The following is a 20,124-nucleotide window of genomic DNA, read 5'->3' on the forward strand; positions in this document are numbered from 1 at the left end:
ATAATAGTCACTGACTTTCCGGTCGGTAAGCAGTATGCTCGATTTACTTACCGATCGTTAAGTAAGGAGGCGGACATGCGGGTGCTCATTTCTGGCGCGAGCGTCGCCGGCCCCACGCTGGCTTACTGGCTGGCGCACTATGGATTTGACGTCACAGTGGTCGAACGCTCACCTGCTCCACGCAAATCAGGGGGCCATGCCGTCGATTTGTTCAAACCCGCGATGGACATCGTGGAGAAGATGGGCGCTCTCGAGAGGATCGAGGCTCGTAAGGTCGGCACCGACCTGCTGTCCATCCATCGCGAGGGTAAGCCTGACCTGGTGGATCTTCCCGAGGCGCTCATCTTCTCGGCCGTCTCGCAGCGCCACGTCGAGATCATGCGCGACGATCTCAGCGAGATCCTGTATGACACCAGCTCCTGCACCGCCGAGTACATCTTCGGCGACTCGATCACCACGCTTACCCAGGACGGCACCGGCGTTGACGCCACTTTCGAGACGGGCCCCGAACGCCGCTTCGAACTCGTCATCGGCGCGGACGGATTGCACTCGAATGTTCGCAACCTGGTATTCGGTCCCGAGGCAGGCTATTCGCATTGGCTGGGCGAATATCTCGCGGTCGCATCGATACCCAACTACCTAGAGCTGGACGACCGCGCTCTGATGTTCCCGCGGGTCGATCGGATGGCGGGCATCTACAGCGCCGCGCTACTCCCGGATGCGCGCGCGTTCTTCCTGTTCCGCCCGCCGGCACCACTTGAGTACCACCACCGCGATGTACCACGGCAGAAGGAGCTATTGCGCGAGGCGTTCGCAGACTTCGGCTGGGAAGTGCCACGGATGTTGGCGCAGGTGGACGCGACCGACGCGTTCTACATGGACTCCATCACCCAGCTGCGGATGGACACCTGGTCAAAGGGCCGGATCACGCTCGTCGGTGACGCCGGATACTGCCCGGGTCCGGCGGTGGGCGGAAGCACCAGTCTGGCCGTGGTCGGGGCATATGTGCTCGCCGGGGAAATCGCGGCCGCGGCAGGCGATCACACTCGCGCCTACCCCGCCTGCGAAGCAGCCCTGGGTGAGTATGTGCGCCGGAGCCGTCAACTGGCCCTGACCGCTTCGGACACCTTGGTGCCCAGGAACCGTTTCGGACTGTGGACTCTTGTTCACGGCGCACGAATCCTTGGTCATTTGCCGCCGTCATTGGCACGCGTCGCCTCCCGGCTTGTCGCGGCACGCGCGCTGAGCATCCACGATACCTTCGCCATCCGCGACTACCAGGGAATGATCCGCCCATAGCACATCGACCACGGTCCGGATCAGGAAGCGCCAGAACGTCATTGGCGATGACGATTAGCGCGTTGCTAGCCGACACCACCTCATTGCGGTGGCCAATTCACGCGTGAGCACCCCGTACGCTGACATCCGGGTCGCTTCGAACCAGACAGAGGAGTGAGATGGACCGGACCGCCAATCCCTTGTTCAAGGCGGGTATGGCCGCTATCACCGCAACCGCCATGGTTGTCGCGCCAACGGCCGTTCCGCGCACGCCGCAAGCCATCTCGCTCCCCGACATCCGATCAGCCGCAGTTCGTCTGAGCTCATTCGCATTCACGCCACAAGCCGACAACGGCCCGCTGGGCACGCTGACCGGGCTGAAGTTCCCGCTGCCGTCGAGCGCACCCGGGGCATCCGACGCACCGGCCGGGCCGCTCCCGCTCGCTCCGATCACCAGCGCCAGTCTCCTGGCGCAGCCGCGTGCGGCGGCAGCCTCGCCTGCCGCCCCCTCCGTCGCGCCGTCTCGGTCCAGTGCTCCCGTGGCCGCGGCTGCGGGTCCCGCCGTCGCGAACTCCATCACCAATGGCATCGATCAGGCCTATCAGTTCATCCAGTACTGGGTGGATTACGGCGTAGACCTGGCGCAGTGGGGTGCGGGGTTTGTTCCCGTCATCGGCGGCCTCGTCAGCGCGCAGATCGGCATCGTCTACGACAATCTTGTTCGGCCCATCGCCAACAGCTTTGTCTACAACCTCGTCGACCCGATCATCAACGACCCCAGCTTCTCCAACATCGTCAACTCGTTCGGACGATTCGGCAGTGACATCGTCAACTCCGTCATCAATTTCGCGTGGGCGGAGGCACGCTACTTCCTGCCACCACTGCCGCCGCTGCCCGGTTTGGCCCTGCAAGCGACGGCCGATTCGGTCGGTGCGACGCCCACTTCCATTCACGAGGCATTGGCGCCGTTCACCAAGGCCTTCAAGGACGCCCAGGCGCATTTCGCAGAGACTCTGGGCCTGACGAAAGCCGATCAGAAACTCGCAAGTCTCGAAAAGACCGCCATCACAGCGGAAACCACCACAGACATCACCAACGGCGCTGCTAAGGAAGACGACAAGACCGCGGCAGCAACCACTGCGGATGTTGATAGCAAGGACATCAAGGACCGCACCGAGACCAAGACTCCGGGCAAGGACAAGGCCGCCACCGCGGCCGTCGACAAGGACGCGAAGACGGACGTGAAGGCAATCTCCGACACCACGGAGACCGCGCCCGGCGCCACCAATCAGTCGCCCAAGGACGCTCCTAAAGACGCCACGCCCGGCAGCGCTGCCGGCGGTACCCAGGGAGATTCCGGCGAGGCGCTCACGGGTACTAAGCCAGCCAAAGATGCAGAGAATCTGAAGGATTCGACTAAGGAAGATAAGGCACCCACCGCCGCGGTGATCAAGGACAACACCGACAAGCTGGCCAAACCGAAGGCTCCCGCCGCCAGCACCACCGAGCACGGCACCGTCAGCGCACAGGGCACCGTCCGCGGACCCATCTCGCAGTCGACCACCGGACACCCTGCGGGCTCCCAGAACCCGGCAGGCAAGACCTCCGATGCCCAGGCACAGGGTGCGGAGTCGAAATCTTCCGAGACAAAGACCTCGGAGACGAAGACTTCCCAGACCAAGACATCGGAAACCAAGTCATCGGTCACCAAGCCATCCGAGTCCAAGAGCTCCGGATCCAAGCCGCCGAGTACGTCGACGGCGCACGACTCGGCGAGCAAGTCCGCCGGATCGGCAAGCGGCTCGTCCAAGTCAGGTAGTGACGGGTCTAAGTCGAGCGGCGGCGGCCACGACTAAGCGGTCTCAGCGCTGTTGATGGCCGTCGGCGAGAAATTCTGCAGCAGAAAGTCATTCAGGCGCTGAGTAGATGCGGCACGGGTGGAGGTGCCCCACGCCAGCGCAATTGATCGGTGGTAGCCATCGCCGACCAGCGGTATCTCGCGGATACCTGGTGGTGTGCGGTCGTCATGCGGCAGCAGTGCGATGCCAAGCCCCCGGCTGATGAGTTCACGGATCGTGCCGAACTCGGTGACTTCGATGGCAATATTCGGGACGTAACCCGCCGCACGACACCAAGTCTCGGTGAGCTGCCGAAGGTTGTAGCTGGGCGGATTGGCGATGAATGTCTCGCCGGTCAGCTGGTCCAGGCGTAGCCCGGTCTCCCTGGCGAGCCGGTGATCCATGGGTACCGCGACCTGAATCCGCTGCGCACCGATCGTGGAGTGGTGCAGACGCTCTGGCGCGGGAATCACGACGGCGAGGTCGAGATTCCCGGTCATCAGCTCTGCACCGAGTTCTGTTCCGTGCGCCTGTTTGAGCAGTACCCGGATACCCGGGTGTCGGTGCCGGAACGCAGCGAGAAGATCGGGGATATGGCCCGACCCCATGGTGAGCGGGAACCCGAAACGCACCGTCCCATGCTCTGGGTCCGCATCTCCGGTGAGCTCTCCAAGAGTGCGATCGAGTTCGGCCAGGGGCTCACGCGCCCGGGCCGCGAGGCGACGCGCCTCAGGGGTTAGCCGAACCGTCCTTCCGTCACGAATGAGCAGTGGCACCCCCAGCGCCGTTTGCAGCGAGTGGATTCGCCGGCTCATTGACGACTGCGGAATATCCAGCGCCAGTGCCGCCTGCGTCATATGCCCGTCATGCGCGGACAACTCCACGAGCGCCCGCAGCTGGGGAGCCAGTTGAGATGTCCATTGATCCATTACCGGATGATACTTGCCCAATCATTCATTGGACGGAATGAATATCGGCGGCGGATGGTGGATGCCATGACAAACGTCCCGCGCACCTCCGGTGCCCATGACGATGCTGATGTGGTGTTGATCGGTGGCGGCATCATGTCGGCGACCTTGGGTTCGATGCTGTCAATCCTGGAGCCCGAATGGCGAATTGTGCTGCTGGAACGCGCCGATGCGCTCGCCACCGAGAGCAGCGGTCCCTGGAACAACGCCGGCACCGGGCACAGCGGATTCTGTGAACTCAACTACATGCCCGATCCCGCGGACGGCGCGAAAGCCACCGGGATCGCCCGGCAGTTCCATCTCAGCCGTCAGTGGTGGTCCTATCTCGCCGAGAACGGTCTGCTCGAGCCCGATGCGTTCATCCACCCGGCAGCACACATGGACGTGGTGTTCGGGCACCGGGATATCGACTATCTGCGGCGTCGATACGAAACACTTTCTGCCGAGCCGATGTTCACGGGAATTCGGTTCAGCGATTGCCCCACCACCATCGAGGACTGGGCGCCGCTGGTGATGCGTGGCCGCGCACCCGATGAACCCGTCGCCGCCACCCTGCATCCCGACGGGACCGATGTCGATTTTGGCGCCCTCACGCGTGCGCTGACACAGATGATCACCGATCGCGGTGCACAGGTGCGCCTGGAACATGAGGTGCGCGTACTCAACCGGGCCAGCGACGGCTCATGGATGGTGAATGGGCTAAATCCCCATGGCGACTTCACCATACGAGCCCGCAGCGTGTTCGTCGGCGCTGGCGGGCACGCGCTGAGGATACTGCAACGCGCCCGCCTTCCCGAGGTGCGTGGTTACGCTGTCCTTCCCGTTGGTGCCGCGTTCCTGCGATGCGGGGATCCCGGCGTGGCGAACCGGCACACGACCAAGGTCTACGGCCAGGCACCCGTCGGCGCACCGCCGATGTCGGTACCGCACCTGGACAAACGCCTGGTTGGCGGGCGGCCGTATCTGATGTTCGGCCCCTACGCGACATTCAGCACCAAGCTCCTCAAACACGGCCGATGGATCGATTTCTTCACCACGGTGCGCTGGCACAACATGCATGTGATCGCGGCCGCGCTCGTCCAGAATCTTTCACTGATCGGATACCTGATCACACAGCTGGTGGCGGGCCCCCGTCAACGATTCGCTCAGTTGCGCCGCTACTACCCCACCGCCGAACCGGGCGATTGGGCGCTTGTCCCGGCAGGTCAACGGGCACAACTCATCAGGCCCGATCGCCGGCGCGTGGGCGTACTCCAGCAAGGCACCGAACTGGTGGTCAACGCGGACCACACCATCGCGGGGCTACTGGGCGCCTCCCCCGGCGCCTCCACGGCGGTTCCGATCATGCTCGAGGCCCTCCAACGCTGCTTCCCGGAGCGCTGGCACACGTCGTGGCGCACAACGATGTTCACCGCGATCCCGGGTGCCGCGGGCCCCGTCTGGGATACGGCGGCCGTCACCGACTCCGTACGGGTCACCGCACGCGCGCTGGGCCTCGACGAAACTAGGCCGTCGAGTTGACGCCGTCGACCGGCGGGACGGTCACGGGCACCCGGTACAGCGGGCCAGTCACCGGTGGCCAGGCATCGAGATCGTCACGCACACAAGCCACTACACAGAACATGTACGTGACCGCCGCCAAACACGGAGCCAGCGCCAGGGTGACGGCGATCTGAGCGGGCGTGTGACCGTAGAAGACAGCGGGAGCCTCGACGACATACTTGATCCGATGTCCCTCGTCGAGCTGAGCACCGGCGATATCCAGCGCCCCGTAACGTAACCGGACCAGTGCGGCCCCGACACCGGCCGCGAGCGCCGAGCCTGCCAGGGCGCCCAAGGCGATCCCGCCCACCATCACCGGGCCACGATGCGCCCGCCACTGCCAGGCCGCGGCCGATACGACCACCGCAACCACCGCCGCCATCCCCGTCAGCAGCGTGGTCGCGATGAAGAAGTTGTCGGCCTGATTGCCCAGATGAACAAACACGCGGCCGTTGTCCCGGGTATCGGCGATGGCGCCGTGCACACCCGGTGCGAGGACGCTCCACAGCGCCCCCACCAATACCCCTGCAACGCCCAGGACACCGAAAACCACCGTGGCCGCCTTGACGTGTGAAAAACGCGGCGCGACAGCCTGATCCACGACCGCCGAGGTGACAGTCGCGGGCTCTTCGCCGACGCTCATCGCTACCCGTGGCTCTTCGCCGGCGCTCATCGCTGCTCGAGCTGCTTGGAGTCCGCCTCACCATGACGTGAACACTTCGCGTGCCAACCATCCGGGCGCACCTGCACGATCATCCGCCGCCCGCACGCCGCACAGAATCGCGGCGGCTCCAAGCCCAGCTGTGCCGCCGTCGGCATGACCAGACCAGTCGACCCGTCCATTGATTCGCCGGTGTACACGTTGTACTTACCGGCGGCCACCGGTTCTGTACCCATCACGTACAGGCTATTGGTCACAGGCTGCTGTTGAGTGCCTTGATCGGCATCTGCAGATCGACGAGCAGCTCCAGGTCTGCCTCGGCCGGACGGCCCAGTGTCGTCAGGTAGTTGCCGACGATGACGGCGTTGATACCGCCCAGAATGCCCTGCTTGGCACCCAGATCACCGAGGGTGATCTCACGACCGCCGGCGAAGCGCAGCATGGTGCGCGGCAGCGCGAGACGGAACGCGGCAACGGCGCGCAGCGCGTCAGCGGCCGGGAGCACCTCTAGATCTCCGAAAGGCGTTCCGGGGCGCGGGTTCAGGAAGTTCAACGGAACCTCATCGGGTTCCAGCTCGGCCAGGTTGGCGGCGAATTCGGCGCGCTGCTCAAGGGTCTCACCCATACCGAGGATGCCGCCGCAGCAGACCTCCATGCCCGCCTCGCGAACCATCCGGAGGGTGTCCCAGCGCTCCTCCCAGCTGTGCGTGGTGACCACGTTCGGGAAGTGCGATTTGGCTGTTTCGAGATTGTGGTTGTAGCGGTGCACGCCCATTGCCGAGAGGCGATCCACCTGCTCCTGAGTCAGCATGCCCAGCGAGCAGGCGATCTGGATGTCGACCTCATTGCGAATGGCCTCGATACCGGCAGCGACCTGAGCCAGCAAGCGCTCGTCGGGGCCACGAACCGCGGCCACGATGCAGAACTCGGTGGCGCCGGACTTCGCGGTCTGCTTTGCGGCCTCGACCAGGCTCGGGATATCGAGCCATGCACTGCGTACCGGAGAAGCGAAGAGACCGGATTGCGAGCAGAAATGGCAGTCCTCGGGGCAGCCACCCGTCTTGAGGCTGATGATGCCCTCGACCTCAACCTCGGGGCCACACCACTGCATCCGGACCTCGTGCGCGAGTGCGAGCAGCTCCTCGAGGCGCTCGTCGGGAAGCTGGAGCACGCGCAGGACCTGATCCTGCGTCAGGCCCACCCCCTGCTCGAGCACCTGCTCACGGGCGGTAGCCAGTATGTCGCGATCCGTATCGCCCGCGGTGGTTGCTTCGGCTGCCTGAGTCACGCAGCGCTCCTCACTAGGTCCAAACCTGATACTCAATCCTGAACGGTGTTCAGGTTAGAGTATGGCCATCACCGAGCCAAACAAGGGGCGCGCCGCCCCGCTGAACCGATACGACCTGGTGCGCCGGGCCACCGCGATTCTCGACGACTACGGGATCGCGGATCTCACGATGCGCCGGCTGGCTCGTGAGCTCGATATCGCGCCGAGCGCGCTGTACTGGCATTTCGCGAACAAACAGCAGCTGCTCGGCGCGGTCGCCGATCACGTGCTGGCGCCCTTGGCCGAAACTGATTGTCGCGATGTGCCCTGGCAGCAGCGCATCGAATTCCTGTGTGCCGCCCTGCGTGACGCTCTGCTATCCCACAAGGACGGAGCGGAGCTGGTGTCGGCGAGCTTCGCCTCCGGCCAGACCTCCCACATGATCACGGTGGTGAACCGCTTGGCCGAGGCCGCCGGCACCTCCGGACTGGGCGCGGTACCGGCCGCCCTGGCCGCCCGCAGCATCGTCTACTACGTCTTGGGTTATGTCGCCGACGAGCAGTCCCGGCTGCAGTGGGATTCGGCCGGTGCGCTGCAAGACGGCCAGTCATTGCTCACCGACGGCGCGGGGCTGACGGACCCCACCGCACAGTTCGGATTTGGCGTGCGCCTTCTGGTGGACGGCATCGGCCAGCTGGCCCGCCAGTCCAGCCCGATCAGTTAGAGGCCACCAGCTCCTTGACCCACTGCGGGTCGAAGAGCGCGACGCTCATCTCGGCGAAGACCGCGGGCATCAGCCGTCCGGCCCCCTCGGGAATCACCGCACGCACCGGCGTCTGGAACTGGTTCGCCAGGTCCTCACGATTGAGCCGCTGCGCCAGATCCGGCTCTGCCGGGAAACTCCCCACCACCAGGCCGGCACAGGGCACTGACTGCGCCGCCAGCGCCTCCAGCGTGAGAGCGGTGTGGTTGAGCGTGCCCAGGTCAGCGGTGGTTACCACCAGCACCGGCGCGTCCAGAACAATCGCCAGATCGCGCAGGGTCTTCCCCCCAGCGGCCAACTCCACCAGCAGGCCACCCGCGCCTTCGACCAGCGTCAGTGCTCCGGGCCGGTCGAGGGCGAATATCGCCGTGGCCATCTGCACGTGGTCCAGCAGGCGAAGGCCCGCCCGCGATGCCGCAGCCACCGGAGCAAGCGGTTCGGGATAACGCGCCAAGGTCTCGACGCGTGTCACCCCGGACAGCCGGGCAACCTCGTCGGCGTCACGGTCCTCGCCGGTTTGCACCGGCTTACACACCGTCACCTCAACGCCTTGGCTCACCGCGGCCGCGGCCAGCGCCGCGGTGGCCACCGTCTTCCCCACTCCCGTCGATGTTCCGGTGACCAGGAGGACCGTCATCGGCGGGCCAGCGCCAATACTCCGGCGAGCACCTCACGTACCCGATCCATATCGGCATCGGTGAGGGAAGCGCGCGCCGTCAGGCGCAGCAGTGACTGCCCTTCGGGGACCGACGGCGGACGGAAGCAGCCCACCCGGACACCCTGCTCCAGGCATGCCTTGGCGGCGTTGAACGCGACCGTGGGGTCTCCCAGCACCACCGGCACCACAGCGGACTCAGGTCTATCCGCCAAACCGCACCACTGACCGAGCGTGGCCGCGTGGTCAAGGACGGCGTGAACCCGTTCCGGCTCGGCAGCCATCAGGCGCAACGCCGCCAGCGCCGACCCGACCGCGGCTGGAGCGAGACCAGTGTCGAAGATAAACGGCCGCGCGGCGTCGACCAGATGTGCGCGAACAGCCTCCGAGCCCAACACCGCCCCACCCTGGCTACCCAGGGCCTTGGAAAGCGTGACGGTGACGACGAGGTCCTCACGTCCGGCAAGACCTACTTCGGCGACCAGCCCGCGACCACCGGCTCCGCGTACACCCAGCCCGTGCGCCTCATCGACCAACAGCACCGCTGCGTGACTGCGACAGACCCCGTACAGGTCGGTCAGTGGTGCGAGTGCGCCATCGGCACTGAAGACCGCATCGGTGAGGACAAGTGCGCGTTCCTCGGGGCGTTGCGCCAGGGCCGCGGCCACCGCCTGCGTATCGCGATAGGGCGTCACCACAACGCGCGCCCTCGACAGGCGGCAAGCATCGATCAGCGAGGCGTGCGTGCGCGCATCGGAGACAATGAGCGTTCCCGGACCGGAAAGTGCTACCACCGCACCGAGATTGGCGGTGTACCCCGAGGAGAAGACCAGTGCCGACTGTGTGCCCATGAGGTCGGCGAGCTCCCGCTCAAGCTCTTCATGCAGTTCGGTGTTGCCGGTGACAAGGCGCGAACCGGTGGAGCCCGCACCCCACACCCGCAAGGCTTCGACGCCGGCCTCGATCACCTCCGGGTGTCGCGCCAGGCCCAGGTAGTCGTTGGACGCCAGGTCGATCTCGGGCTCGGCGGCACTGCGGGTACGTAGCCGCCGACGCAGTCCTGCGGCTTCCCGTTGACGCTCCACCTCACCCAACCAGGCAAGCGGTGATGATGCCTCGACCACCGACGCCTCCTCTCCTGAACGGTGTTCAGGTTAGCGCACACGTGGAAGCCCCCGTCACGGCGTTCGGCCTGGCGACGCGGCCCCCGCCGCCGCCGCCGCACGCACCATCGCATCGGCGATCCGCTGTATCTCGTCCTCGCTGCAGATGTACGGCGGCATCGTGTAGATCAAGGTCCGGAACGGCCGCAGCCACACCCCGGCGTCGAGCGCCGCATCGGTGGCGATGCGCATGCCCTGCTGACCCAAGGGCAGTTGCATGTCAATCACCCCGATGGCGCCGCACACCCGCACATCGGCAACTCCATCGAGATCAGCAGCGGGCGCCAGGCCGCTGCGCAGGCCCTCGGAGATCGCCGTAACCCGCGATTTCCAATCCCCTGATTGCAGCAGTTCTATCGAAGCGACCGCTACCGCGCAGGCCAACGGGTTGGCCATGAAGGTCGGTCCGTGCATGAGCGCGCCCGCCGCACCGTCACTGATGGTGCGCGCGATTTTCGCGGTACACAGCGTCGCGGCCAGGGTCAGATAGCCACCGGTCATCGCCTTACCCACACACATGATGTCGGGGCTGACCCCGGCATGGTCGGCTGCGAACAGCTCACCGGTGCGCCCGAAGCCCGTCGCGATCTCGTCGAAGATCAGCAGCACACCGTGCCGGTCGCACATGGCGCGCAGCTCTGCCAAATAGCGCGGATCGTGGAACCGCATTCCGCCGGCACCCTGAACCACCGGCTCGACGATGACGGCCGCCAGTTCGGCGGCATGCTCGGTCAGCTCCGCCTCAAAACGCCGCGTGTACTCGTCGTCGTACGCGTGGGGAACCTTCTCGGCGAAGACCTGCTCGACCAGCACATCGGTCCACAGCGAGTGCATGCCGCCTTCCGGATCGCACACGCTCATCGGGGCGAAGGTGTCGCCGTGATACCCCCCGCGCCAGGTCATCAGACGATGTTTGGCGGGCAGCCCCAGGCTGCGCCAGTACTGCAGCGCCATCTTGATCGCCACTTCCACCGATACCGATCCGGAGTCGCAGAAGAACACCGTCTCCAGACCGGCCGGAGTCAGCTCCACCAGCAGCTGGGCGAGGCGCGCGGCAGGTTCGTGGGTGAGCCCACCGAACATGACATGGCTCATCGAGGCCAACTGTTCGGTCACCGCACGGTCCAGAGCGGGATGGCCGTGGCCGTGGATGCACGACCACCATGAGCTCATCGCGTCGAGCACCTCGACCGATCGGCCATCACGCACCACCGTGATGTTCGGACCGCTCGCACTGGTCACCACCAGCGGCCGTTGCGCGGCATCGGGATCACCGATCCCGCTGTACGGATGCCACAGATGCGCAGCATCGACGGCTCCGACTTCATCGGGTGTCAACCTCGGCACAATCATCGAGCCTGTCACAAACCCTCGGCACGGAGCCATTCGCCTCGTGCGCACACGCCGTTGGCGCGCACCTGCGGAGACTCTCGGCAACCATGGGTACATTGGGGGCGAAAATGTTCTTCGTCTCAGCAACCAAACCCGTGACCGATCCCGAGGTGCCTCCCACCGCGGCGATGGACGCCACCCCAAAACCCAAGAGCAGCAAGGCGTTTTATCGGCACGACCTCGACGGATTGCGCGGAATCGCGATTTTTCTGGTCGCGGTGTTTCACGTCTGGTTCGGCAGGGTGTCGGGTGGAGTTGACGTTTTCTTAACCCTTTCGGGCTTCTTCTACGGCAGCAAGCTACTACGCACAGCGACTACACAGGGAGCCTCGCTCAACCCCGTACCGGTACTGAAGCGACTGGTCCGGCGCTTACTCCCCGCACTGGTTCTGGTGCTGGCGGCCTGTGCCGTACTCACCGTCTTAGTGCAACCCGAGACCCGGTGGGAGACGTTCGCCGAGCAGAGTCTGGCCAGCCTCGGCTACTACCAGAACTGGGAGCTGGCCAACACCGCCGCCGACTATCTGGCAGCCAGCGAGTCGGTCAGCCCACTCCAGCACCTCTGGTCGATGTCGGTTCAGGGCCAGTTCTACGTCGGTTTCCTGGCGTTGGTGTATCTGCTGGCGGTTCTGCTGCGCAAACCACTCGGCAGGCACATCCGCACCGTCCTGGTGGCCGTGATCGCAAGCCTGACCGCCGCATCGTTCGGGTACGCGATCTACGCGCATCTCGACTTCCAGTCGATTGCCTACTACAACACGTTCGCGCGGGCGTGGGAGTTGCTGCTCGGCGTGCTGGTGGGCGCGCTGGTGGCCGGAACCCGCTGGCCGATGTGGCTTCGCCAGGTCCTGAGCATCGCGGCGCTGGCGACGATCCTGTCCTGTGGCGCGCTCATTAACGGCGTGCGGGAGTTCCCGGGCCCGCTGGCCCTCGTACCCGTCGTCGCCACACTCGTCCTCATCTTGTCGGCGGCGAATCTGCCCACCGACACACCACAACCTGCGGCGAACCGGTTCCTGGCCACCAGGCCCCTGGTCGAGCTGGGATCACTGGCCTACTCCCTTTACCTATGGCACTGGCCGCTGCTGGTCTACTGGCTGGTCTATAGCGGTCAGCCCAAGGTCTCCTTGTGGGAAGGTGCCGCCATCCTCGGCATATCCCTGGCGTTGGCCTACCTGACCAACAAATACGTCGAGACTCCCCTGCGGTACCCCCGGCCGGTCGCCAAGCCCTCCACGCTATGGACCAGGCTGCGGCGCCCCACCTTGGCGCTCGGGACCTCCATCGTGTTGATGGCGGTCGCGCTGACCGCCACCTCATTCACCTGGCTCGAACATGTCACGGTGCAACGGTCCAACGGCAAGGAGCTCTCCGGCCTGCGTCCACGGGACTACCCCGGTGCCGGAGCCCTGCTCTACGGCGACCGCGTGCCCGACCTCCCGATGCGGCCCACCACCCTGGAGGCCTCCGACGACCTGCCCATCACCACCGAGCAGGACTGCATCAGCGACTTCCGCAATCGCGCGGTTATCACCTGTACCTACGGCAATCCGCACGCCACGCGAACCATCGCACTGGCCGGTGGGTCGCATGCCGAACACTGGATCACCGCCCTCGACATTCTGGGGCGCCAACACAACTTCAAGATCACCACCTATCTCAAGATGGGTTGCCCGCTCAGTACCGAAGAGGTCCCCCGCATCGCCGGGTCCAACGACCCATACCCCGATTGCAAGAAATGGGTCGACGAGGTGATGGCGCGGTTGATCAAGGAACACCCCGACTACGTCTTCACCACCACCACCCGTCCGCGCTCCGCGCTTGGCACCGGCGATGTGATGCCCGATAGCTACCTGGGCATCTGGTCGGCGTTCGACGAGGCGGGGATTCCTGTTCTCGGAATGCGCGACACGCCCTGGCTGATCGACAGGGACGGCACCACCTACACCGCCGCCGACTGCATTTCGGCGGGGGGAACCTCCGATTCGTGCGCCATGGATCGCAACCGCGCGCTCGATGACGTGAATCCCACGCTCGCCATCGCGAATCAGTTCCCCCTGCTCAAGATTCTCGATATGACCAAGGCCGTCTGCCGCTCCGACAAATGTCGTGTAGTCGAAGGAAACGTGTTGGTGTATCACGATTCTCACCACATCTCGGCGACCTACATGCGCACCATGACCAAGGAGCTGGGACGCCAGATCGCGCTCGCGACCGGTTGGTGGCGGACCACCCCGCCGGGCAAGTGAGGCGCGCGATTCCGGTGTAGACCGATAGGGTCTATCACTATGACCCTGCCACCACTTCAGGTATGGCCGGGCAACCCGTATCCGCTGGGCGCCACCTATGACGGAGCCGGCACCAACTTCTCGTTGTTCTCCGAGGTCGCGACGGCCGTCGAACTGTGCCTGATCGCCAAGGACGGCACGGAAACCCGAGTGCCACTCGATGAGGTCGATGGGTACGTGTGGCACTGCTACCTGCCAACCGTCTCCCCCGGCCAGCGTTACGGATTCCGGGTACACGGTCCCTGGGAGCCTGAGGCGGGGCACCGCTGCGACCCCAACAAGCTGCTCCTCGACCCGTACGGCAAGGCCTTTCACGGCGAGTTCGGCTACACCCCCGAGGCGGATCCGCCGCTGCTCTCGTACCAGACTGATCCACTGGACACCGAGACACTCGTCGCACGCGACTCGCTGGGCCACACCATGACCTCTGTGGTCATCAACCCCTACTTCGACTGGGGTTCGGATCGTGGCCCGCGCACTCCGTACCACGAGACGGTGATCTACGAGGCTCATGTCAAAGGTATGACACAGACCCATCCCGGAATTCCCGAGGAGCTTCGGGGCACCTACGCCGGTCTGGCGCATCCGGTCGTCATCGAGCACCTGCGTTCCCTCGGTGTCACCGCCATCGAACTGATGCCCGTGCACCAGTTCTTCCAAGACAGCCGGCTGATTGCCCTCGGGTTGCGAAACTATTGGGGGTACAACACCTTCGGATTCCTGGCTCCGCATGCGGGGTACGCGTCATCGCCGCACGCGGGCGGCGCCGTCGCCGAATTCAAGGCAATGGTTCGCGCTCTGCACGAGGCGGGTATCGAGGTCATCCTCGACGTCGTCTACAACCACACGGCCGAGGGCGATCACATCGGCCCGACCCTGAGTTTCCGCGGCATCGACAATCGCGCCTACTACAAACTCAACGACGACAACCTCGCGCGCTACACCGACTACACCGGAACGGGAAACAGTCTCAACGCTCGCCACCCGCACACGTTGCAGCTCATCATGGACTCGCTGCGCTACTGGGTCACCGAAATGCATGTCGACGGATTCCGGTTCGACCTGGCCTCCACCCTGGCCCGCGAGTTGCATGACGTCGATCGCCTGTCCGCCTTTTTCGACCTGGTGCAGCAAGACCCGATCGTCAGTCAGGTCAAACTGATCGCCGAACCCTGGGATATCGGCGAGGGCGGATACCAGGTGGGCAACTTCCCCGGCTTGTGGACCGAATGGAACGGGAAGTTCCGCGACACCGTCCGCGATTATTGGCGCGGAGAGCCCGCCACCCTCGGCGAATTCGCTTCGCGCCTCACCGGCTCCTCAGATCTCTACGAGGCGACCGGGCGCCGCCCCAGTGCGAGCATCAACTTCGTCACCGCGCATGACGGCTTCACACTCCGAGACCTGGTCTCGTACAACGAGAAGCACAATGAGGCCAATGGTGAGGACAACCGGGACGGAGAAACTCACAACCGCTCGTGGAACTGCGGTGTGGAAGGTCCCACCGATGATCCGGAGATTCTGGCGCTGCGTGCCCGCCAGATGCGCAACATTTTCGCGACCCTGGTGCTGAGTCAGGGCACGCCGATGCTCTCGCACGGCGACGAGATCGGGCGCACCCAGCAGGGCAATAACAACGTGTACTGCCAGGATTCGACACTGTCCTGGATGGACTGGGAGCTGACTGAGACAAATTCCGACCTGCTGCAGTTCGCCAGAACGGTGATCGCGCTGCGTAAACAGCACCCGGTGTTCCGCCGCCGCCGCTTCTTCGCCGGACGACCGATCCGCGAGGGCGAGGAAGTACGCGACATCGCGTGGCTGACACCCGCGGGCGAGGAAATGACCACCGCCGACTGGGACAGCGGTTTCGGCAAGAGTCTGGCCGTCTTCCTCAACGGCGATGCGATCCCCGAACCCAATGCCCGCGGCGAACGTGTGTCGGGCGACTCGTTCCTGCTGTGTTTCAACGCCTATGACGAACCGCTGGATTTCGTGACACCCGACGGCGACTATGCGACGCAGTGGACAGCCGTCCTCGACACTGCCGAACCCGACGGACAGTGCTCGGCGATAGTCGATGCGGGCAAGGCCGTGCGCGTGCAGGACCGCGCCCTGGTCGTGCTGCGCAAGAGCGGATAGTCGGCGCTACGTCAGGTAGCGGAATGCCGCCGAATCCGGTTCCAGCCGTTCGATATCAAGGTCCGACGCGTACATGCGGTCCAGCAAGCCCGCGAGATCCTCGGCATTACTGAGCTCGATGCCCACCAGGGCGGCACCCATCTCGCGGTTGTTCCGCTTGACGTACTCGAACAGCGTGATGTCGTCGTTGGGCCCGAGTATGTCGCCCAGGAATCGGCGCAACGCACCCGGCTCCTGCGGGAAGTCGACCAGGAAGTAGTGCTTGAGCCCCAGGTGCACCAATGAGCGCTCCAGGATCTCGCCATACCGCGAAACATCGTTGTTGCCACCGGAAATTAGGCAGACAACCGTCCCACCGGGGGCCAGATCCAGTTCTGACAGCGCGGCGACCGACAGGGCGCCGGCAGGCTCGGCGATGATGCCTTCGTTCTGGTACAGCTCGAGCATGGCCGTGCAAGCGGCACCTTCGTCGACAGTCATCAATGTCAATGTCTCTCCGGCCGCAGCCAGCAGCCGGTACGGAACCGCGCCGGCCACCTGTACTGCGCAGCCGTCGACGAACGGATCGACATGATCGAGTGGAACCGGGCCACCGGCCCGCATCGCGGCCGCCATACACGCCGCACCGGCCGGCTCGACACCGACGACCCGCACCTGAGGAGCCCGTTCCCGCAGGTACGTGACGATCCCGGAGATGCACCCGCCGCCACCGACCGGAACCACCACAACGTCCGGCCGGACATCGAGCTGGTCGAGGATCTCGGCGGCAATGGTGCCCTGCCCGGCAATGGTCCGCGGATCGTCGAACGCCGGGACAAGGGTGGCCCCAGTGCGTTCGGCGTCGGCCTTGGCCGCCGCGGCCGCCTCGTCATAGCCGTGCCCGACAGCGATGAGCTCAACGAACCCGTTGCCGTGATAGATGATCCGTTGCCGCTTCTGCTTCGGAGTCTTGCTAGGGATGTACACGCGCCCGTGTACACCCATCGAATTGCAGGCCAACGCAAACCCCTGGGCGTGGTTTCCGGCGCTGGAGCACACGACGCCCGCAGCCTTCTCCTCGTCGCTGAGCTGCATCAAGAGGTTGAACGCACCACGCAGTTTGTACGAGCGAACCGATTGCAGATCTTCACGCTTGAGATAGACGTTGGCCCCGGTGAGCGCCGACAGGCGATCGGCGTGCTGGACGGGAGTCGGGTGCACCACCTCGTCGATGCGCTTGGCCGCCGCGTCGATATCACTGGCGGTGACGGCCTGAGCCGTGCTCAAGAGACAGGTGTCAGCACGAAAACCGGGATCTGACGGTCGGTCTTGGTTTGGTATTCCGCGTACGGCGGGTAGGCCTCGACGGCGCGATCCCACCACTGTGCCTTCTCGTCGCCGACCACCTCGCGTGACTGGTAGTCCTTGGTGATGCTGCCGTCCTGCAGCTCGACGAGCGGGTTCTCTTTGACGTTGTAGTACCAGACGGGGTTCTTGGGTGCACCGCCCAGCGAGGCCACGATGGCGTACTCGCCGTTGTGCTCCACTCGCATCAGGGCGATCTTGCGCAGCTTGCCGGACTTCGCGCCCAGTGTCGTCAGCAGGATCACCGGCATGTCCGCAATGGTGATGCCGTCGGTGGTCCCACTCTCGATGATCTTGGCCACCTGCTTCTGCGACCAATCGAGTCCACTGGGTTCGTATTCACCGGTTAATGGCATGCCGCCAACTGTATCGCCCCAGGCATCGGGGAATCACGCCGATAATGCCGAACACCCGGGAGCCCTGCCCGCATCGGACACCCCGCGACTTTATTTTTAGAGCCCACGATGCGAGTGTTCGGTTGACCGAACTTCCCGATTAGGCATATCCTTCATTCATGACGACGTTCGAGCGCGCAGCACATGGAGTGCGGCCGATTGACGTCGCCGCCGTGCCCGCCTACAAGCTGCTGGCATTGGGAGTCGGCACGGCGGTGTTCGTGGTGGCGCTCTTGCTGGTGGCATCGCTGTCGACCGCGGTGCTCTCGGCCGCCGCTGTGGCCAGCATGGTCTGGCTGACCGGCTCGTTCATTCACTGAGCAGAACCATCCAACGGGGTGTAATACATCCCCATGTCTTCACCAAGCCAATCGGCCGCCGGGCATCCCGGTGAGCACCGCATGGAGCGGCTGGCCCACGAGGTGACCGATGACGTACTGGCCGCCGAGAAACATCTCCCTTCCTGGTTGCGCCCCGGCGCTCCGGAAAGCCGAATACCGGTTCTTATCGCTCTTGTCGCGGCGATCGGCCTTCAGCTGGCCATCCCCGCACAGTTCAATCTGACGCCGCGCTGGCCGCTCCCGGCCCTTGAGTCCGCGCTCCTCGTAGTCCTGGTGATCCTGAACCCGATAAAGTTCACGCGTTCAACAACTCTCGGGCGTTGGGCGACATATGTGCTGATCGCTGCGATCACCGCCGACAACACCATCTCGGCGGCGCTGCTGGATTACAAGATCGTCACCGGGCAGATGGGTGACAATCCGCGGGTACTCCTGGGCAGTGGCCTGGCCATCTTCATCACCAACATCATCGTGTTCGGCATGTGGTACTGGGAGTTCGACCGCGGTGGACCGTTCGCGCGCCACACCACCGAACGGCCGCACCCGGATTTCATGTTTCCGCAGATGGCCAATCCCGAACTCGCTCCGCCAGATTGGCGCCCGAAGTTCCCTGACTACCTCTACGTGAGCTTCACCAACGTCGTCGCGTTCTCCCCCACCGACACCATGCCCTTGTCGCGCTGGGCGAAGATGCTGATGACCTTGCAGTCGATGGTCGCGCTGTCCACAGTGGCGCTGGTGCTGGCCCGCGCCGTGAACATTCTGGGCTAGCGGTGATCCCGCAGGGCTCGGCCACGACATCGGAGGTCCCCGGGACTCTCAACCGGATTCTGCACCTGGCCACGATGCTCGCGGTGAACGCGATTCCCCTCACCGGCTGGTTCGTGGGCGGGTGGACCGCCGGCACGACGCTGGCGGTCTACTGGTTCGAGACCGTGGTGGCGTCCCTGTTCGTCGCACTCCGGGCACTTCTTCACAAGCGGTGGAGTCCGCGCCACGGGCACTTCCGGTACGAGGCACCGGGACCGGATCAGCGCTACTCCCGAACTTCCTTCATCAAGGGATTCCTCTTCACGACTCTTATCTTTTCGGCGGCGCACGGGTTCTTCCTGGCTGTCATCGTGTTGCTACTCACCCACAACGGCAAGGCCGCACTGATTGGCATCGATTGGCACACTGTCGGATTCGGATGCCTGCAGGTTCTTGTCGCGCTGGCCGTCGACTTTTTGATCGACCTTCCATCACTGCGCCGCTGGTCTTTCTGGCAGCTGGAGGTGATGGCAAGCCGTGGCTTCATGCGCGTTGCCGTCGTGCACCTCACCTTGATTTTCGGGATGTTCGCGGTCGCGGTTACCGACGCACCCTCGGCGCTGTTCGGCGTGTTCGTCGTTCTGAAGACCATGTATTCGCTCAGTGTCACGTTCCCGCAATGGGAGCCGGCCACCCCGCCGCGCTGGCTCAGCCGGGCGATGAACCGGATCCCCAGCGCACGGCCCGGACTGACCTTCGAGCAGCAATGGGCCAAGGACCGGAACGCAGAGGCGGCACGGCGGAAGAAGAATGAAGAGCCCTGGACAGGGACGCGGCGTTGAACGCTTCTCAGATGGGGTCGCTGCTGGAGTAGGTGTCGGTCGACTCCGGGCGCGCGCCGTAGCGCTGGGCATATGTCTGGTGCTTGCGCGCATGCTTTTCGCGGTTACCGATATCGGCGAGTTTCGGGTCCAGATCGTGCTGGGCCAACCGGTAGCGGCGCCAGATCTTGTTGAGAGCGTGGGTCATCAGGATCGCCCAGACGTAGATGGGCAGGGTGATCGCCACATGCAAGAGCAGTCCACCCGGTAGGAGCCAGAACGGCGCCAGGATGAAGTGCGGCGGGATCACGTACCGGATCATGTGCCTCCGCACCGCTCCGGGGCCGGACAGATCGTTGGTCACCCAATCCCGCATCGAGTCCGGCAAGCGCTTTCCGTAGGCGTAGGTGATGTACTGCCCCGCAGTGGGCCGATCCGTTGTCATACACACTCCTGGCGTCTTATGCGGCTCTCGCCGGAGTGAGCAGCAGACAGCCCTGCTGAGTACAGGTAAGG

19 protein-coding genes are annotated in these 20,124 nt (G+C 64.6%); 9 read left to right on the forward strand and 10 right to left on the reverse strand.

The genetic code is table 11. From position 1 onward, the window contains the following. Positions 1-75 precede the first annotated feature (75 nt). Both HBA99_RS13445 and HBA99_RS13450 read left to right on the forward strand, forming a co-directional pair. Entirely contained in the window at positions 76-1,299 is a 1,224-nt protein-coding gene (locus HBA99_RS13445) for an FAD-dependent monooxygenase (RefSeq protein WP_070952547.1), read from the forward strand. Positions 1,300-1,457: 158 nt separating this feature from the next. Then, a complete protein-coding gene (locus HBA99_RS13450) occupies positions 1,458-3,134 on the forward strand; it encodes a prolipoprotein diacylglyceryl transferase (protein ID WP_057969060.1) in 1,677 nt (558 codons plus the stop codon). On the opposite strand, the gene HBA99_RS13455 is transcribed toward HBA99_RS13450, so the two are convergent. Continuing rightward, complete coding sequence (locus tag HBA99_RS13455) at positions 3,131-4,045, reverse strand: LysR family transcriptional regulator (protein ID WP_057969061.1); 915 nt, start codon at positions 4,043-4,045, stop codon at positions 3,131-3,133. The genes HBA99_RS13450 and HBA99_RS13455 overlap by 4 nt on opposite strands. 66 nt (positions 4,046-4,111) lie before the next feature. On the opposite strand from HBA99_RS13455, the gene HBA99_RS13460 reads away from it, so the two are divergent. Then, positions 4,112-5,605 carry a malate:quinone oxidoreductase gene (locus tag HBA99_RS13460; RefSeq protein ID WP_109398737.1) on the forward strand — a complete coding sequence of 498 codons (1,494 nt, stop codon included), beginning with the start codon at positions 4,112-4,114 and terminating at the stop codon, positions 5,603-5,605. Here HBA99_RS13460 and HBA99_RS13465 read toward each other — a convergent pair. Genes HBA99_RS13465 through bioB form a run of 3 tightly spaced genes read right to left on the reverse strand, consistent with a single transcriptional unit; the run spans position 5,589 to position 7,575 of the window. Continuing rightward, a complete protein-coding gene (locus HBA99_RS13465; RefSeq protein ID WP_070952548.1) occupies positions 5,589-6,299 on the reverse strand; it encodes a DUF2567 domain-containing protein in 711 nt (236 codons plus the stop codon). The two genes, HBA99_RS13460 and HBA99_RS13465, sit on opposite strands and share 17 nt — an antisense overlap. Continuing rightward, positions 6,296-6,544, reverse strand: coding sequence for a biotin synthase auxiliary protein BsaP (bsaP, locus tag HBA99_RS13470; protein WP_057969064.1), 249 nt, complete (start codon positions 6,542-6,544; stop codon positions 6,296-6,298). Before bsaP ends, HBA99_RS13465 begins: the two co-directional genes overlap by 4 nt. Beyond that, complete coding sequence (bioB, locus tag HBA99_RS13475; protein ID WP_030093407.1) at positions 6,541-7,575, reverse strand: biotin synthase BioB; 1,035 nt, start codon at positions 7,573-7,575, stop codon at positions 6,541-6,543. Before bioB ends, bsaP begins: the two co-directional genes overlap by 4 nt. A 61-nt stretch (positions 7,576-7,636) precedes the next feature. On the opposite strand from bioB, the gene HBA99_RS13480 reads away from it, so the two are divergent. Next, the gene (locus HBA99_RS13480) at positions 7,637-8,278 is read left to right on the forward strand and encodes a TetR family transcriptional regulator (RefSeq protein WP_070952549.1); all 642 of its coding nucleotides are present in this window, start codon (positions 7,637-7,639) and stop codon (positions 8,276-8,278) included. Here the strand turns inward: HBA99_RS13480 and bioD are convergent. From bioD to HBA99_RS13495, 3 genes are read right to left on the reverse strand one after another with little or no spacing between them, the layout of a single operon-like run. Continuing rightward, entirely contained in the window at positions 8,271-8,954 is a 684-nt protein-coding gene (gene bioD, locus HBA99_RS13485; protein ID WP_057969066.1) for a dethiobiotin synthase, read from the reverse strand. The genes HBA99_RS13480 and bioD overlap by 8 nt on opposite strands. Then, complete coding sequence (locus HBA99_RS13490) at positions 8,951-10,096, reverse strand: 8-amino-7-oxononanoate synthase (protein WP_057969067.1); 1,146 nt, start codon at positions 10,094-10,096, stop codon at positions 8,951-8,953. The genes bioD and HBA99_RS13490 overlap by 4 nt, the downstream gene beginning before the upstream one ends. 54 nt (positions 10,097-10,150) lie before the next feature. Then, the gene (locus tag HBA99_RS13495; protein ID WP_081347761.1) at positions 10,151-11,473 is read right to left on the reverse strand and encodes an adenosylmethionine--8-amino-7-oxononanoate transaminase; all 1,323 of its coding nucleotides are present in this window, start codon (positions 11,471-11,473) and stop codon (positions 10,151-10,153) included. Positions 11,474-11,595: 122 nt separating this feature from the next. On the opposite strand from HBA99_RS13495, the gene HBA99_RS13500 reads away from it, so the two are divergent. Beyond that, positions 11,596-13,776, forward strand: coding sequence for an acyltransferase family protein (locus HBA99_RS13500; protein ID WP_070952551.1), 2,181 nt, complete (start codon positions 11,596-11,598; stop codon positions 13,774-13,776). A 39-nt stretch (positions 13,777-13,815) separates the two neighbouring features. Further along, positions 13,816-15,957, forward strand: a complete 2,142-nt coding sequence (glgX, locus tag HBA99_RS13505) for a glycogen debranching protein GlgX (protein WP_070952552.1) — start codon at positions 13,816-13,818, stop codon at positions 15,955-15,957. A 6-nt stretch (positions 15,958-15,963) separates the two neighbouring features. Here the strand turns inward: glgX and ilvA are convergent, their stop codons facing one another. Both ilvA and HBA99_RS13515 read right to left on the reverse strand, forming a co-directional pair. Continuing rightward, complete coding sequence (ilvA, locus tag HBA99_RS13510; RefSeq protein WP_070952553.1) at positions 15,964-17,223, reverse strand: threonine ammonia-lyase IlvA; 1,260 nt, start codon at positions 17,221-17,223, stop codon at positions 15,964-15,966. After that, the gene (locus HBA99_RS13515; RefSeq protein ID WP_030093415.1) at positions 17,220-17,657 is read right to left on the reverse strand and encodes a nitroreductase family deazaflavin-dependent oxidoreductase; all 438 of its coding nucleotides are present in this window, start codon (positions 17,655-17,657) and stop codon (positions 17,220-17,222) included. The genes ilvA and HBA99_RS13515 overlap by 4 nt, the downstream gene beginning before the upstream one ends. Before the next feature lie 158 nt (positions 17,658-17,815). On the opposite strand from HBA99_RS13515, the gene HBA99_RS13520 reads away from it, so the two are divergent. The 3 genes from HBA99_RS13520 to HBA99_RS13530 are packed head-to-tail and all read left to right on the forward strand — an operon-like array spanning position 17,816 to position 19,629. Continuing rightward, a complete protein-coding gene (locus tag HBA99_RS13520; protein ID WP_030093416.1) occupies positions 17,816-18,016 on the forward strand; it encodes a hypothetical protein in 201 nt (66 codons plus the stop codon). A 33-nt stretch (positions 18,017-18,049) separates the two neighbouring features. Then, a complete protein-coding gene (locus HBA99_RS13525) occupies positions 18,050-18,808 on the forward strand; it encodes a hypothetical protein (protein ID WP_030093417.1) in 759 nt (252 codons plus the stop codon). A gap of 5 nt (positions 18,809-18,813) precedes the next feature. Next, positions 18,814-19,629, forward strand: a complete 816-nt coding sequence (locus HBA99_RS13530) for a DUF6498-containing protein (protein WP_256364547.1) — start codon at positions 18,814-18,816, stop codon at positions 19,627-19,629. A 7-nt stretch (positions 19,630-19,636) separates the two neighbouring features. Here HBA99_RS13530 and HBA99_RS13535 read toward each other — a convergent pair whose 3' ends face one another. After that, entirely contained in the window at positions 19,637-20,053 is a 417-nt protein-coding gene (locus HBA99_RS13535) for a DUF5313 domain-containing protein (RefSeq protein WP_030093419.1), read from the reverse strand. Positions 20,054-20,124 lie beyond the last annotated feature (71 nt).

Origin of the sequence: Mycobacteroides chelonae, assembly GCF_016767715.1 — a bacterium.
Classification (GTDB): domain Bacteria; phylum Actinomycetota; class Actinomycetes; order Mycobacteriales; family Mycobacteriaceae; genus Mycobacterium; species Mycobacterium gwanakae.